Source organism: Streptomyces sp. NPDC016845, from assembly GCF_044332585.1.
GTDB lineage: Bacteria > Actinomycetota > Actinomycetes > Streptomycetales > Streptomycetaceae > Streptomyces.
In genome coordinates, this window is record NZ_JBIRPI010000021.1 from 95,877 (window position 1) to 110,543 (window position 14,667).

Annotated in this window: 11 protein-coding genes; 4 read left to right on the forward strand and 7 right to left on the reverse strand. The window is 72.1% G+C overall.

Annotated features, from left to right (window positions below; translation table 11 throughout):
• Positions 1 to 19: 19 nt before the first annotated feature.
• The 3 genes from thpR to ACH4RC_RS33730 all read right to left on the reverse strand — a co-directional run bounded on the left by thpR (position 20) and on the right by ACH4RC_RS33730 (position 2,575).
• The gene (gene thpR / locus ACH4RC_RS33720) at positions 20 to 577 is read right to left on the reverse strand and encodes an RNA 2',3'-cyclic phosphodiesterase (protein ID WP_398207652.1); all 558 of its coding nucleotides are present in this window, start codon (positions 575 to 577) and stop codon (positions 20 to 22) included.
• A gap of 129 nt (positions 578 to 706) precedes the next feature.
• Positions 707 to 2,107: an MFS transporter gene (locus ACH4RC_RS33725; RefSeq protein ID WP_398207654.1), complete on the reverse strand. Its 1,401-nt coding sequence runs from the start codon at positions 2,105 to 2,107 to the stop codon at positions 707 to 709.
• A 30-nt stretch (positions 2,108 to 2,137) separates the two neighbouring features.
• Positions 2,138 to 2,575 (reverse strand): MarR family winged helix-turn-helix transcriptional regulator, encoded by a 438-nt coding sequence (locus ACH4RC_RS33730; protein WP_398207656.1) that lies wholly within the window; start codon positions 2,573 to 2,575, stop codon positions 2,138 to 2,140.
• 155 nt (positions 2,576 to 2,730) lie between these two features.
• On the opposite strand from ACH4RC_RS33730, the gene ACH4RC_RS33735 reads away from it, so the two are divergent.
• Positions 2,731 to 2,913, forward strand: coding sequence for a ribbon-helix-helix protein, CopG family (locus ACH4RC_RS33735; protein WP_164306159.1), 183 nt, complete (start codon positions 2,731 to 2,733; stop codon positions 2,911 to 2,913).
• 28 nt (positions 2,914 to 2,941) lie between these two features.
• Here the strand turns inward: ACH4RC_RS33735 and ACH4RC_RS33740 are convergent, their stop codons facing one another.
• Positions 2,942 to 4,390, reverse strand: a complete 1,449-nt coding sequence (locus ACH4RC_RS33740) for an NCS2 family permease (RefSeq protein ID WP_398207658.1) — start codon at positions 4,388 to 4,390, stop codon at positions 2,942 to 2,944.
• A 271-nt stretch (positions 4,391 to 4,661) separates the two neighbouring features.
• On the opposite strand from ACH4RC_RS33740, the gene ACH4RC_RS33745 reads away from it, so the two are divergent.
• Both ACH4RC_RS33745 and ACH4RC_RS33750 read left to right on the forward strand, forming a co-directional pair.
• Entirely contained in the window at positions 4,662 to 4,931 is a 270-nt protein-coding gene (locus tag ACH4RC_RS33745) for a DUF2530 domain-containing protein (protein ID WP_398207659.1), read from the forward strand.
• A 40-nt stretch (positions 4,932 to 4,971) separates the two neighbouring features.
• Positions 4,972 to 7,371: an HAD-IC family P-type ATPase gene (locus tag ACH4RC_RS33750; protein WP_398207661.1), complete on the forward strand. Its 2,400-nt coding sequence runs from the start codon at positions 4,972 to 4,974 to the stop codon at positions 7,369 to 7,371.
• A 16-nt stretch (positions 7,372 to 7,387) separates the two neighbouring features.
• Here ACH4RC_RS33750 and ACH4RC_RS33755 read toward each other — a convergent pair whose 3' ends face one another.
• The 3 genes from ACH4RC_RS33755 to ACH4RC_RS33765 all read right to left on the reverse strand — a co-directional run bounded on the left by ACH4RC_RS33755 (position 7,388) and on the right by ACH4RC_RS33765 (position 12,831).
• Positions 7,388 to 8,341, reverse strand: coding sequence for a hypothetical protein (locus tag ACH4RC_RS33755; RefSeq protein WP_398207663.1), 954 nt, complete (start codon positions 8,339 to 8,341; stop codon positions 7,388 to 7,390).
• Between the two features lie 172 nt (positions 8,342 to 8,513).
• Positions 8,514 to 11,636 carry a sacsin N-terminal ATP-binding-like domain-containing protein gene (locus ACH4RC_RS33760; protein ID WP_398207664.1) on the reverse strand — a complete coding sequence of 1,041 codons (3,123 nt, stop codon included), beginning with the start codon at positions 11,634 to 11,636 and terminating at the stop codon, positions 8,514 to 8,516.
• Between the two features lie 268 nt (positions 11,637 to 11,904).
• The gene (locus ACH4RC_RS33765; RefSeq protein ID WP_398207666.1) at positions 11,905 to 12,831 is read right to left on the reverse strand and encodes a DUF3027 domain-containing protein; all 927 of its coding nucleotides are present in this window, start codon (positions 12,829 to 12,831) and stop codon (positions 11,905 to 11,907) included.
• A 348-nt stretch (positions 12,832 to 13,179) separates the two neighbouring features.
• Between ACH4RC_RS33765 and ACH4RC_RS33770 the strand changes: the two genes are divergently transcribed.
• Complete coding sequence (locus ACH4RC_RS33770) at positions 13,180 to 14,520, forward strand: MFS transporter (protein WP_398207747.1); 1,341 nt, start codon at positions 13,180 to 13,182, stop codon at positions 14,518 to 14,520.
• Positions 14,521 to 14,667 lie beyond the last annotated feature (147 nt).

A 14,667-nucleotide genomic window follows, 5' to 3' on the forward strand; every position in this document is an offset into this window, starting at 1 on the left:
TCGGGTCCACACCACGAGCCTAACGCGCGCCGCCCAGCGCCCATCCCTCGACCTTCTCGTAGCGCGGCCGTTCCCCGGGCACTCCGGACACCGGCAGGTCGCTGCGTACGAGCGCCAGCTCGGCCACGGTCCAGGGTGTGCCGGTGAAGGTGTCCAGGGCGGTGACGTACGGCGTGAGATCGGCCGTCTCCCGGCTGCGGGCCAGCGTCAGGTGCGGCCGGTAGCGGCGGTGCTCGCCCGGCAGCCCGGCCTTGCGGCCCGCCGCCTCGGCCCGGTCCGCGAGGAGCCTCAGCTCGTCCGTCCGGCCGTGCACCCCGGTCCACAGCGTCCGTCCGCCGAACTGTCCGCCGCCGCGCAGCGCGAGGTCGAACGCCTCCGTGCGGGCGGCGGCCCGCGCGAGCCGCTCGCGCAGTTCCGGCACGGTCGTCTCCGGTACGTCGCCGTAGAAGGCGAGGGTGAGGTGCCATCCGGGGCGCCCGGCCCAGCGCAGCCCGTCGCCGGGCGGCAACCGGTCCACGTGGGACCCGAGTTCGATCATGGCCACGGCGGGCGGCAGCACGGCGGCGAAGAGCCTCATGGGATCAGTCTCGCTCGCACGCGCGGCCGGTGGGGAAGCCGCGCGCGGCGCATGCTTCAGGGGCGCGGGGAACTGCGCGAGAACCCCCACCGGCCGGCAGACCGCGAACAACCCTCGCCCGCGACGGCGCTAGGCCACCGCGGCCAGCTCCCGCGCGTCGCGCGGCACGAACTGCACATGCCGCTCGCCGCGCCGCAGGTCGACCTTGAGGCGCAGGTTCGCCGCGCGGGCCAGCATCAGGCCGACGCCGACCGCCGCGGCGCCGCAGATCACGCCGCCCAGCGTGAAGCTGACGCGGACCCCGTACTGGTCGGCGAGCCAGCCGAAGAGCGGGCCGCCCAGCGGGGTGCCGCCGGTGAAGACCATCATGAACAGGGACATGACGCGGCCGCGCATCTCCGGGTCCGTACCCATCTGGACCGTGGAGTTGGCCGTCACGTTGACGGTCAGGCCGAGGATGCCGAGCAGCACGATCAGCGGGGCGAACGCCCAGACGCCCGGCGCCCACGCGGCCAGGACCTCCAGGACGCCGAAGCCGATCGCGGCGCCGGCCAGGACCCGCAGCCGGGTCGAGCGGCGGCGGGCCGCGAGCAGGGCGCCGGCCAGGGAGCCGATCGCCATGAGCGTGTTGAACATGCCGTACTGGCCGACGCCGCCGTGGTAGACGTCGTTCGCGTACGCGCTCAGCCAGATCGGGAAGTTGAAGCCGAAGGTGCCGACGAACCCGACGAGCACGATCGGCCAGATCAGCTCAGGGTGCGCGGACACGTACCGCAGGCCCTCCCGCAGCTGTCCCTTGCCGCGCGGGGAGCGCTTGATCTCGTGCAGCTCGCGGGTGCGCATCAGCGCGAGACCGGTGAGCGGCGCGAGGAAGGACAGGCCGTTGGCGAGGAACGCCCAGCCGGGGCCGACGGCGGCGGTCAGCGCGGAGGCGACGGCGGGGCCGATGAGCCGCGCGGACTGGAAGTTCGCGGAGTTGAGGGAGACCGCGTTACGGACCTGGTCGGGACCGACCATCTCCGACACGAAGGACTGCCGGGTCGGGTTGTCGACGACCGTGACGAGGCCGGTGAAGAACGCGGCGACGTAGACGTGCCAGACCTGCACATGGCCGGAGAGCGTCAGCGCGGCCAGGAACAGGCCGGACAGGCTCATCGCGCCCTGCGTGCAGAAGAGCAGGTTCCGCTTGGCGAACCGGTCGGCGATCACACCGCCGTACAGACCGAAGAGGAGCATCGGCAGGAACTGCATCGCCGTGGTGACACCGACGGCGGTCGACGAGCCCGTGATGGACAGGACCAGCCAGTCCTGGGTGATCCGGGCCATCCAGGTGCCGGTGTTGGAGACGACTGCCCCGGTCGCGAAGAGACGGTAGTTACGTACCTTCAGGCTCGCGAACATCGAGGTCTTGCGGGGACCATCGTTACTGCGCCGGCGCAGCGGGCTCCGCCAGGAGCGGCGGCCGGGTGACGGACGGGGGTCGTGGGCGGCTGGTGCGGGGGCGGAGTCTGCTCCGGATCCCGTACTCAAAGTGCGTTCGCCTCCTCGGCGGGGGTCGTACTAAAGATGGGCGAGCTTCTCCAGGACGGGCGCGGCCGCGCGCAGCTTGGCCCACTCGTCCTCGTCGAGGCCGACGGCGAGCTCGGCCAGCCACGCGTTCCGCTTGCGGCGGGACTCGGCGAGCATGGCCTCGGCCCGCTCGGTCGACGTGACGACCTTCTGCCTGCGGTCCTCGGGGTGCGGCTCGAGGCCGACCAGGCCCTTCGCCTCGAGCAGCGCGACGATGCGGGTCATCGACGGCGGCTGCACGTGCTCCTTGCGGGCCAGTTCGCCCGGGGTCGCCGAGCCGCAGCCGGCGAGGGTGCCGAGCACCGACATCTCGGTGGGGCTCAGCGATTCGTCGACCCGCTGGTGCTTGAGTCGACGGGACAGGCGCATCACGGCGGAGCGCAGGGAGTTCACGGCGGCTACGTCATCGCCATGGGAGAGGTCCGGCATGTTCGTTAGGGTAACTCATTACTGTGTCTAACTACTACCGGGAGAGGCGCAAGGGGCCCGTGATACGCGCCACCACACCGCCATATCACCCGTACGAGTGAGTCGGCAGCAGAAAGTGACCCGCCGGGCGGGCCGGGGCCGCGACCCTGTTCCGCATGGGATCGACAGTGCTCAGCCTGCGGATAGACGGTGAGCTGCTCGACCGGCTCAAGGGACACGCCGCGAAAAGGGGAATGAGCGTCCAGGACTACGTGGTCCGGACGCTCATTCGAGACGACTTCGACGAACGCTTCAAATCAGCGGTCGAGGAGACGGAGAGGTTCTACGGGGCGGCTTGAGCCGCCACCCCGCGGCAGGTTCGGCGGCTCAGGTCAGACCGAGCGCCGGCATCAGGTAGTAGAAGGCGAAGACGGCCGAGACCGCGTACATCGCGACCGGCACCTCCTTGGCCCGGCCCGCGACGACGCGCAGCACGGTGAAGGTGATGAAGCCCATGCCGATGCCGTTGGTGATCGAGTACGTGAACGGCATCATCAGCATCGTTACGAACGCCGGGATCGCGATCGTGTAGTCGCCCCAGTCGATCGCGCGGATGCCGCCGGACAGGATCAGGAAGCCGACCGCGAGCAGCGCGGGGGTGGCCGCCTGGGACGGGACCATCGTGGCGATCGGCGTGAGGAACAGCGCGACCGCGAAGAGACCGCCGGTGACCACGTTGGCGAAGCCGGTGCGGGCGCCCTCGCCGACGCCCGCCGTGGACTCGACGAAGCAGGTCGTGGCGGAGGCCGAGGAGGCACCGCCCGCGGCGACCGCGATGCCGTCGATGAAGAGGACCTTGTTCATGCCGGGCATCTGGCCGTGCTCGTCGGTCAGGTGCGCCTCGTCGCTGATGCCCATGATCGTGCCCATCGCGTCGAAGAAGCACGAGAGCAGCACGGTGAAGACGAAGAGGACGCCGGTCAGGATGCCGACCTTCTCGAAGCCGCCGAAGAGGCTGACGTCGCCGACGAGGCCGAAGTCGGGCGTGGAGACCGGGTTGCCGGGCCACTTCGGGGAGGTCAGACCCCACGAGGGGATGTCGGCGACGGCTTCGACGATCACCGCGACGACCGTCATCACGACGATGGAGATCAGGATCGCGCCCGGCACCTTGCGCACGAGGAGCGCGAGGGTGAGCAGCACACCGAGGACGAAGATCAGGACGGGCCAGCCGTTGAGGTGGCCGTCGGCGCCCAGCTGGAGCGGCACCGTGGTGTGCGCGGCGTCGGGCATGCGGGAGACGAAGCCGGAGTCGACGAGGCCGATCATCATGATGAAGAGGCCGATACCGATCGCGATGCCCTTGCGCAGGCCGAGCGGGACGGCGTTCATGACGCGCTCGCGCAGACCGGTGGCGACGAGGAGCATCACCACGAAACCGGCGAGGACGACCATGCCCATCGCGTCCGGCCACGACATGCGCGGCGCGAGCTGGAGGGCGACGACGGTGTTGACGCCGAGGCCCGCCGCGAGCGCGATCGGCACGTTGCCGATGACGCCCATGAGCAGCGTGGTGAAGGCGGCGGTCAGCGCGGTCGCGGTGACGAGCTGGCCGTTGTCGAGCTGGTGCCCGTACATGTCCTTCGCGCTGCCGAGGATGATCGGGTTCAGCACGATGATGTAGGCCATCGCGAAGAAGGTGGCGAACCCGCCACGGACCTCACGGCCGACCGTCGAGCCGCGCTCGGAGATCTTGAAGTACCGGTCGAAGCCGTTCTTCGGCGCCGACGGCGGCTGTTCGTGGGCATCGACCGGGGCGGTGGCCGAAGTGGACATGGATGACCTCAGCGGTATTTCGGAGCGGAGCCATCGAAGCGGCGGTGCTTCTGCGGGCGGGAACGTGATCGAGTCTGATCCTCGCGTGACCGCCAACCGGTTTCCCCGATGTTCCGTTGGCGTTTCGTACGAACAGAAGTGGCCAGACTCAGGCGGTTTCAGTATGAACATATGAGCCCGAATTCGCTATCTCCGCGCGTAGACCCTTGCGGCGCACGGGCGAGCCGGGGCTGCGGGGGGTCCGGTCCCCCGGCCCTCGTAAGCTAGGGGCATGGCGAAGTGGACCCCGCAGCACGAGGCACCGGAACCCCTTGAGGGTCCCGTGGTCGCCACCATCACCGGCGGCACGATCCTGTGGTTCGTCCTCTTCCTCGTACAGCTGCCGTTCTACGGCTGGTTCGACGACCGCGGACGCACCTGGTGGATCTGGACCTGCCTAGCCGGCGGCGGCCTCGGACTCATCGGCGTCTGGTACGTGCGCAAGCGCGACGCGGCGATCAGGCGGGCGGCCGCGGAAGGGGCGTCCGCGGAAGCGGCCTGATGCCGCGCATCCCCGCGAAATCGCCCGTACTGTCGATTGCATGACGCACATCGACGCGGGCGCCGAGCTGGACCCGGTGCACCCGGTACCCGTCCCGGAGCGCGCGAAGGGGCTCACCGGCGAAGAGGTCGCGGAGCGCGTCGCCCGTGGCGAGGTCAACGACGTACCGGTGCGCAGCTCACGCTCGCTCACCGAGATCGTCCGCGCCAACGTCTTCACCCGGTTCAACGCGATCATCGGCGTCCTGTGGCTGATCATGCTGTTCGTCGCACCGATCCAGGACAGCCTCTTCGGCTTCGTGATCATCGCCAACACGGGCATCGGCATCATCCAGGAATGGCGCGCGAAGAAGACCCTGGACTCCCTCGCCGTGATCGGCGAGTCCCGGCCCACGGTCCGGCGCGACGGCGCCGCGACCGAGATCGCCACCTCCGGGATCGTGCTCGGCGACCTCATCGAGATCGGCCCGGGGGACAAGATCGTCGTCGACGGCACCTGCGCCGAGTCCGACGGCCTGGAGATCGACGAGTCACTGCTCACCGGTGAGGCCGACCCGGTCGTGAAGCGGTCCGGCGACACCGTCATGTCGGGGTCGTTCGTCGTCGCGGGCGGCGGCGCGTTCACCGCGACGAAGGTCGGCCGCGAGGCGTACGCGGCGCAGCTCGCCGAGGAGGCCAGCCGGTTCACGCTCGTCCACTCCGAGCTGCGCTCCGGTATCTCCACCATCCTCAAGTACGTGCAGTGGATGATGATCCCCACCGCGATCGGCCTGGTCATCAGCCAGCTCTTCGTCAAGGAGCACGGCTTCAAGGACTCGGTCGCGCGCACGGTGGGCGGCATCGTGCCGATGGTCCCCGAGGGGCTCGTCCTCCTCACCTCGGTCGCCTTCGCGATCGGCGTGATCCGGCTCGGCCGCCAGCAGTGCCTGGTGCAGGAGCTGCCCGCGATCGAGGGCCTGGCCCGCGTCGACACGGTGTGCCTGGACAAGACGGGCACGCTCACCGAGGGCGGCATGGACGTCGCCGGGCTGCGCCCCCTCGACGGCGCCGACGAGGGTCACGTACGCAAGGTCCTCGGCGCGCTCGGCGCGTCCGACCCGCGCCCGAACGCCTCCCTCCAGGCCGTCATCGACGCCTACCCGGACGAGGCGGGCTGGCGCCGCACGCACGCCCTCCCCTTCTCCTCGGCCCGGAAGTACAGCGGCGCCGCGTTCAGCGAGGGCGACGGGGCGGAGAGCGCGTGGCTGCTCGGGGCGCCCGACGTGCTGCTCCCCGACGGCCATCCGGCGCTCGCCGAGACCGACGACCTCAACAAGCAGGGCCTACGGGTCCTGCTCCTGGCCCGCGTGGACGGCGATCTGGAGAACCCGGAGATCACGCGAGGCGCCGAGCCCGCCGCCCTGGTCGTCCTGGAGCAGCGCCTGCGCCCCGACGCCGCCGACACCCTGCGCTACTTCGCCGAGCAGGACGTACGGGCCAAGGTCGTCTCCGGCGACAACGCGGTCTCCGTCGGCGCCGTGGCGGGCAAGCTCGGCCTCGACGGCGCGGAGAACACGGTCGACGCGCGGAACCTGCCCACGGACCACGCGGAGATGGCGGACGCGCTGGACGCGGGCACGGTGTTCGGCCGCGTCACCCCGCAGCAGAAGCGCGACATGGTGGGCGCGCTCCAGGCGCACGGCCACACGGTGGCCATGACCGGCGACGGCGTGAACGACGTACTGGCCCTGAAGGACGCCGACATCGGCGTCTCGATGGGCTCGGGCTCGGAGGCGACGCGCGCGGTCGCCCAGATCGTGCTCCTGAACAACTCGTTCGCGACGCTGCCCTCGGTCGTCGCGGAGGGCCGGCGCGTCATCGGCAACATCACGCGCGTGGCGACGCTGTTCCTGGTGAAGACGGTCTACTCGGTGATCCTGGCGCTGCTCGTGGTCTGCTGCCAGGTGGAGTACCCGTTCCTGCCGCGCCACCTGACTCTGCTGTCGACCCTGACGATCGGCGTCCCGGCGTTCTTCCTCGCGCTCGCGCCCAACAAGGAGCGCGCGAAACCGCACTTCGTGAAGCGGGTGATGCGGTACGCGATCCCGGGCGGCGCGGTCGCGGGGCTCGCCACGTTCGCGATGTACATGATCGCCCGGCACTCCTACACGGGCGACGGGGCGCTCGACGCGGAGACCAGCTCGGCGACGCTGACGCTGTTCCTGATCTCGATGTGGGTGCTCGCGATCATCGCCCGCCCGTACACGTGGTGGCGGGTGTGCCTGGTGGCGGCGATGGGGGCCGGGTTCCTGCTCGTCCTGGTGGTGCCGTGGCTGCAGGACTTCTTCGCGCTGAAGCTGGTGGGCACGGCGATGCCGTGGACCGCCGTCGGGGTGGCGGTGGTGGCGGCGGCCGTCCTGGAACTCCTGTGGAAGTGGGTCGGCCGCCGCGGTCCCGTCTAGCGGGGGTGTGCCGTGATCAGCGGACGTCGACGAAGTCGATCGGGGACGTGGCCGCCGGGGTGGTGGACGTACCGGCGAACTTGTAGCGGAAGTAGCCGTCCACGGAGGACTTGACCGTGGTCTTCAGGTTGCCCTTGGTGTCCGACGTCACGGTCTTGATGGTCGAGTAGGAGCCGGCGGTCTTCGCCCGGAACTGGAGCGACACCTTCTGCTTGGTGTAGCCCATGTACTTGTTGGTGTCCCAGTTGGCACGCACGAGCGAGCCGGTGACCGTGAGGGTGCTGCCCTTCTTGACGGGCTCCGGGGCGGCGTTGGTGGTCAGCTTCGAGTAGCGCTGGAAGGCGGCCTTCTTGGCGACGCCGAACTGCTCGGCGACGCCGACCTTGCTCCAGTTGACGTTGGCGCTGTTGAGGTTCTGGCCGTTCGGCGCGATGGCGAGCCCCTCGACGTTCCACTTGGCGCCCGCGTCGCTGTTCATCAGCTGGGTCTTCGGGTCGTAGGTCAGCGTGGACGTGCAGTTGGCCACGCCGGCCGAGACGTCCTGGCAGTGCGAGATGCCGGTGCCGAGGAAGTTGCCGTCCGAGTCGTCGGCGGCGGCCCAGTAGAGGTTGATGCCGATCATGAAGTCGTCGGCCCAGATGCCCTGGTCCGCACCGTACGTCACGGTGTAGCTGACCGGCACGGAGCCCTTGGCGGAGGTACCGGCGACGAGCGGCTTGCCCTTGTTGACCGAGACCTTCGAGAACTTCACGTCCAGCGCGTAGGCCTGGCTCGGGTCGCTCGCGAGGGCACGGGCGGACTTGTCGGCCTCGCCCGAAGGCGCGTGCTTCTGCACGAGTTCGACGAGGGACTCCTTGGCGGTGCCCGCGCCGGACCAGTTGTCGTCCGCCTGCGCCGCCGGGACGGCGAGCGCGGTGAGGGCCAGGGCGCCGGAGACCGTCACGGCGGCCGCGGTGGCACGAATGCGCATGTGTTCCCCATGGTGAGGATGGGGACCCGCGGTGCTGTCGCTGTCACGCGGGTCCCAAGTGGTCTAGGAGTCTGTTGACTCGTGAAATAGACCTGTCAAGCATGCAACTGGTTGCACGGCCTTCGCCGAATCTTCACGTGATCTACATCTCATCCCGCTTCGGCAGGGCACCTCAGTCGAACCAGCGGTCCCGCGCCAGCTCCTCGGTCCTGGACGGGTCCTCGAGCAGCGCCGCCACCTCGAACCGCCGCGGCCACTGCCCCGCCGCCCACGCGAGACCGGCCGCGACCCCCTCCAGGGTCGCCGCGTGCACCGTGCCGTCGGCCGTGTGCCGCCAGTCGGCCTCGGCCCCGGCGACGTACAGCTCCTCGTGCTCGACGTACGAGGCCGGGGTCGCGGGCCCGAGCAGAGTGCGCACGGAGTCGGGGACAGGGTGCTCCACGCCCTCCCCGCTCACCTCGGCGTCGACGGCCTCGCTCAGCCGCCGCACCTGGAACAGCTCGGCGAGGTGCGCCGCGCCCGCCGGGGCGACGGGCAGCAGCGCGCGTCCGGCGGCGAGCGGAAGCAGGTCGGGCGCGTCGGCGACGACGGCGTCCGGCGCGTCGACGACGACCACGGCCCCGTCCCGCACGGCACGCAGTTCGTCGGGGAGGGTCACCTGCTCGGGGTCGAGGTTCGACAACCTGCCGTACAGGGCGTGCAGTTGGGCAGCGTCCACGGGCAGCCCGGGATCGGCGAGCCGGTCGAGGAGCTCGGCCGCGCCGCCCGGTTCGTCGAGCAGAGCCGCGACGGAGGTCCGCACCCCCAGAGCCCGCAGCACCTGCTCGTCCTCGAAGCCGCGGGCGTCGGCGGCCTCGTACAGGCCGTCGAGGAGCGGGTCGGAGCCCTCGGCGCGCAGCCCGGCGGGGCGGCGGCCGTCGAGGACCGGGTGGCCGCGCAGCCACCAGGCGGTGTACGGGCGGACGGTCTCGTGGGTGCCGTCGGGCAGCAGGATCCGGACGGGCTGGGTGAGGGCGTCGCGCAGCGGCGGCTGGGAGAGGAGCGCGAGCGCCTGCGGCCAGCGGTCCTCGTCGACGAGGTCGAGGTCGCGGACGGCGATGAGTTCGGTGGCGACGGGCGGCACCGGCGTGTCGGGAAGCTGGTCGAGGACGTCCTCGCACCACACGTCGACGGCGTCGAGGAGCCCGGCGTCGTCGGGCTCGGGGAAGTCGCTGTCGCGGGGTTCGAGTTCGTCGGGGTCGAGGACCACGTCCGTCGCCCGCACCAGGGCGAACGTGGCGAGCACCCCGCAAGCGGCCAGCGGCTGCTCACCGAACCGCTCGGCCAGCTCCTCGTCGACGTACGGAAGCTCGCCCTCCCGCAGGACGGAGGCGATCGGGCTGCCGGGGAGGACCAGTTCGGCGGCGGGGGCGAGGTCGCCGTGCTCGTCGGGGAGGGCGAGGGCGCCGAGCCACGGTTCGTCGCCGACGTCGAGGTGGGCGTCGCGTACGAGGGTGAGCACGACGTCGGCCAGCTCGTCGACGCTCAGGACGCCGTCGTCGTCCCAGGCGGGCTCGTCGTCCAGGGACGCGGCGACGGCGGCCCGCAGCTGCGGGGTCGTCAGGACGGCGCGGGGCGTGGCGGGCAGCGCGCCCAGCTTCTCCAGGAGCGGATGGGTGGCGTCCGGGTGGGCGGCCTTGAGACCGAGCCGGGCGAGCGCGTCGCCGGGCACGGCGGACGCCTCGGCGGTCGGCAGCAGGACCTGGCGCGGGCCGATGACGGTGCGGCCCCCGGCGAGCGGTACGGGCAGCCCGCTGAGCCGGTCGGGGTCGACCCCGGCGAGCGAGTCGTAGAGCCGCCACCACCAGCCGGGCTCCTTCTCCAGACCGGCCAGCCGGTCGACGGCCTCGGTCAGCGGTACGCGCGCGACGCCGACCGTCCGCAGCTCGGTACGGCGTTCGAGCCCGGCGGGCAGCAAGCTGGGCAGCACCTCGGCGAGGACCCGCACGGTGTCGGCGCCGACGCTCTCGACGACCTCGGCGTCGCGCGGGCGCAGGGAGACGGGCCGCTCGTCGTCGTCCGAGGCGGGCGTGAGCGCGGGCGGCAGGAACGCGGTGCGGGGCAGCCGGTCGAGGATGGCGGCGCGCAGGGCCCCGTCCAGCTCGCTCTTGCCGAGCGGTCCGGGGACGAGGTCGAGGATGCCGGTGCCGACGGGCGACCAGCCGCCGAGCAGCTCGGCGTAGGCGTCGGCGGCGCGCTCGGTGAGGAACCCGGTGAGCGGGCCAGGCGCGACGTGGCGCCGGGCGGTGTCCAGGGGGAAGGACCCGATGAGCAGCGCGGGCACGCCGAGGGCCTCGTCGCTCGGGGTCGGGGCGTACAGCACGGGCGCGCTGACGGGCCGCGCCGGAGCGCCCTCACCGTCGACGGGGACCGCCCAGGTGAGCGACCAGTGGGGGCGGAGCCGCTCCTCGACGGGCCGGTCGGCGAGCAGCTCGGGGGCGAGCGCGCCGGTCCGGGTGACGGTGCGCCAGCGCAGCTCGGCGGGGTCGCGGGCGTCGTCCGAGACGACGGTGTACGCGTCCTCGGTCCGGCGGCGCAGCACGCGCGTCCCGGCGTCGGTGGTGACGGTGACCTCGGCGAGCCCGGGCAGGGCGAGCAGCAGGGTGTCGTCGACGTCGTCGAGCAGCCGGGCGGCGAGCGCCTCCGCGGCCTCGTCCCGCAGCGGCAGGATGACGACGGTGTCGTAGGACTCGGGCGCCTGCCCCTCGGCCGCGAACGGCAGCCGCAGCAGCGGTACGTGGCCGTCCCGGCGGCGCAGCTCGTCGCCGAGGGCGGGGCTGTGCACGGCGGCGTCGGCGGCGGCCATCCGGGCCTCGCCGAGCGACCACCTGACGCCTCCGGTCCGTCCCACGACGGCGGGCTCGTCACTGACCGCGAGCACGGCGGCGAACCCGACACCGAACCGGCCCACGGCCCCCTCGGTGTCCTCCCGCTTCGCGGACGCCCGCAGCGTGGAGAGCGACTCGACGCCGGCGGCGTCCAGCGGGGCGCCCGTGTTCGCGGCCGCGAGGACTCCGTCGCGCAGGGTGAGGGCGAGGCGGCCCTCCGTCTTGGCTCGGGCGGCGGCGTCGGCGGCGTTCTGCGCCAGCTCGATCACGAGGCGGTCGCGGTAGCCGCCGAGCGCGAGGTCCTCCTCGGCGTTGGCGTCCTCCCGGAACCGGGCCGCGCTTCCGGCCCAGGCGTCGAGCACGCCGCGCCGCAGTCTGGCGGTGCCGAACGGGTCCGTGTCACCCGGCGCGATGTTGCTGACGCTCACCAGTGTCTCCTTCGGGGGGCTGTCATCGGTCGGGCCGCACGTTATCGCGGGCCCGGCCCTGCCCCTTTCGGCGCCGTCGCCGAGTGCGGGTGCGATGGGGCTGGTCGCGCAGTTCCCCGCGCCCCTGAGCGGCGCACTGCGTGCGCCCGCTCATGGGGCTGCGGCGCAGCCGCATGCTCCAGGGGCGCGGGGAACTGCGCGACCAGCCACGACGAGAGCCGCACCCGCCGACGGGACAGCTCCTGGCAGACGAGAAGGCGCGACCCCGCTACGAATGCCCCAGATCGTCCGCGCCCTCGACCGGGGCAGCACCGACCGATCCCTCGTCCGGCTCCGACCGAAGGGGCAGCACGTCGACGAGGTTCTCGTCGATCACCGGCGGCGCGGGACGCGGAGCGCTCGGCATGACCGCGGCCTCGGAATGCCCCCCGCACCCGTACGAGAGGGAGACGACCCGCCCGTCCGCAGGCGAGAACTCGTTGGCGCAGACGCCGAACGCCTGCCCGAGGGAGCCCCCGATGGGCTGGAGGAAGCCACAGGAGACACAGGTGGCGGGCGCGGCCTGCGCCATCGCGGTCTTGGCGCCGTACGACTCCTCCCACCGGTCGGCGGCGACGTGCAGCCCGTACCGGGACAGGACGCGCGCCCGGCGCATGCCGAGCTCCTCGGCGACGGAGGCGATGGAGCCGCGGGCCGGGGCGACCGGCAGCTCGGCGACGGGCCCGGCCGTGATCTCGGCGTCCTCGGCCTCGACCAGCTCGGCCATGTCCTCGGAGAGCGGCGAGTTCGGCGGCGGCCCGTCGTCCCCGGTGTAGCCGGGCTCCAGGCGCAGGTCGTCGGCCTCGGTGGGCAGGAGGTCGCCGGGCCCCATGTCGCCGGGGCGGAGCCGCTCGCTCCAGGGCACCCACTCGGGGGCGAGGAGGGCGTCGGGACCGGGCAGCAGCACGGTCTCGTCGAGGGTCACGTACCGGGCGCGGGAGGCGCGGGCCACGGTGACGGCCCAGCGCCAGCCGCGGTAGCCGAACTCCTTGCACTCGAAAAGGTGCGTGACGACGCGGTCGCCCTCGACGACCATCTCGACGTGCTCGCCGACCACACCGGGCGCGGCGGCCTCCTCGGCCGCCGTGCGGGCGAGGTCGACCGCCTCGGCGCACAGACGGTCAGGGGTGCGGCTTCGCGTTGTCGCTGCGCTCACAGGTATCGCTTCTCTCCTACGCCGTCTCTCGAGTGCGCCGTCCTGTGTGCGGGGGCGCGGACGGAGCGGACCGGAGGGCCGCGTCGACGTCCGCACCCGAGCGTTCCGGGCGCACCTACGTCATCCATTCTGCGGGATGGCCGAGAGGCGCGCGGCCGATAACAACCGCCGCGGGCGCGCTACGCACGCTACCTCCTTCTACGCCCGTCGCCCACACCGACGTACGAGCCGCACCCGACGCGGAAGCCGACCCGCGTACTCATAACGGCACTAGTACGACCGATCCCGGGGCACTATGACTGCGTGGCAACCGCAAGGTCGGCGTACGAACACAGCGGTTCGGGCCCGGTGCGCGGGGCCGTCCGCAAGGTCGGGCGCGCCCTGAGGCTGCCGTTCACGGGCACGGCGCGCGGCATCAGAAAAGCGACACACGCGCACGGCGCGGGCGAGTCGGGCCTCGGAAAACTCATCGAACTCCACGCGGTGAACGGCGCGGGCGATGTCATGATCACGGTCGCGCTCGCCTCGACCGTGTTCTTCTCCGTGCCGACGGACGAGGCGCGCGGCCGGGTCGCCATGTATCTGGCGATCACGATGGCGCCCTTCGCCCTCCTCGCCCCGGTGATCGGCCCGCTCCTGGACCGGCTGCCGCACGGGCGCCGGGCGGCGATGGCGGGCTCGATGCTGGCGCGGGCGCTCCTTGCGCTCGTCCTGTCCGGCGCGGTGGTGACGGGCGGCATCGAGCTGTACCCGGCCGCGCTGGGCGTCCTGGTCTCCTCGAAGGCGTACGGAGTGGTCCGTTCGGCGGTGGTGCCACGCCTGCTGCCGCCACGCTTCTCCCTGGTCAAGGCGAATTCGCGGGTGACGCTCGGCGGGCTGCTCGCCACCGGGGCGGCGGCGCCCGTCGGAGCCGGACTCCAGGCACTCGGCCCGCGCTACCCGCTCTACGGCGCCTTCGTGATCTTCGTGGCGGGGATGTTCCTGTCGTTCTCGCTGCCGCCCAAGGTGGACTCGGCGAAGGGTGAGGACAAGGCGCTGCTGGCGGCCGACGAGGCGCATCTGCACGGCCCGGTGAAGAAGCAGCGCAAGCCGGGCCTGCGCACCGTCGGCACCGCCGTGACCCATGCCCTCGCCGCCAACGCGGCGCTGCGCTGCCTCTCCGGCTTCCTCATCTTCTTCCTCGCGTTCCTGCTGCGCGAGCATCCGCTGACCGGGCAGAGCGCGGCGGTCTCGCTCGGACTGGTCGGTGTGTCGGCCGGGGCGGGCAACGCGCTCGGCACGGCCGTAGGGGCGTGGCTGAGATCCCGGGCGCCCGAGATCATCATCGTGACGGTGGTGGCTGTCGTGCTCGGGGCCGCGGTGACCTCGGCGATCTTCTTCGGGGCGGTCATGACGGCGTGCCTGGCGGCGTTCGCCGGGTTCGCCCAGGCCCTCGCCAAACTGTCGCTGGACGCGACGATCCAGCGGGATGTGCCCGAGGCGGTCCGTACGTCGGCGTTCGCTCGCTCTGAGACGTTGTTGCAGGTGGCGTGGGTGTTCGGCGGGGCCATCGGTATCGCCCTGCCGCTGAACGGGGCGCTGGGACTGTCCGTCGCCGCGGCGATCGTGGCCGTGGGCTGGCTGACAACAGTCCGGGGTCTCCTCTCGGCGGCGCGCCATACGGGCCCGGCGCGAGCACGAGTGGTCTAGCACCTGCCCGTCGATACAACGTCGCTGGGCGCGGGCGCGTCGTGGCTGGTCGCGCAGTTCCCCGCGCCCCTGGAATGCGCACTGCGTGCGGCATTCCCCGGCCCGTCGTGGTTGCTCGCGTCCCGGAGGTGCACTGGCGTGCGCCCT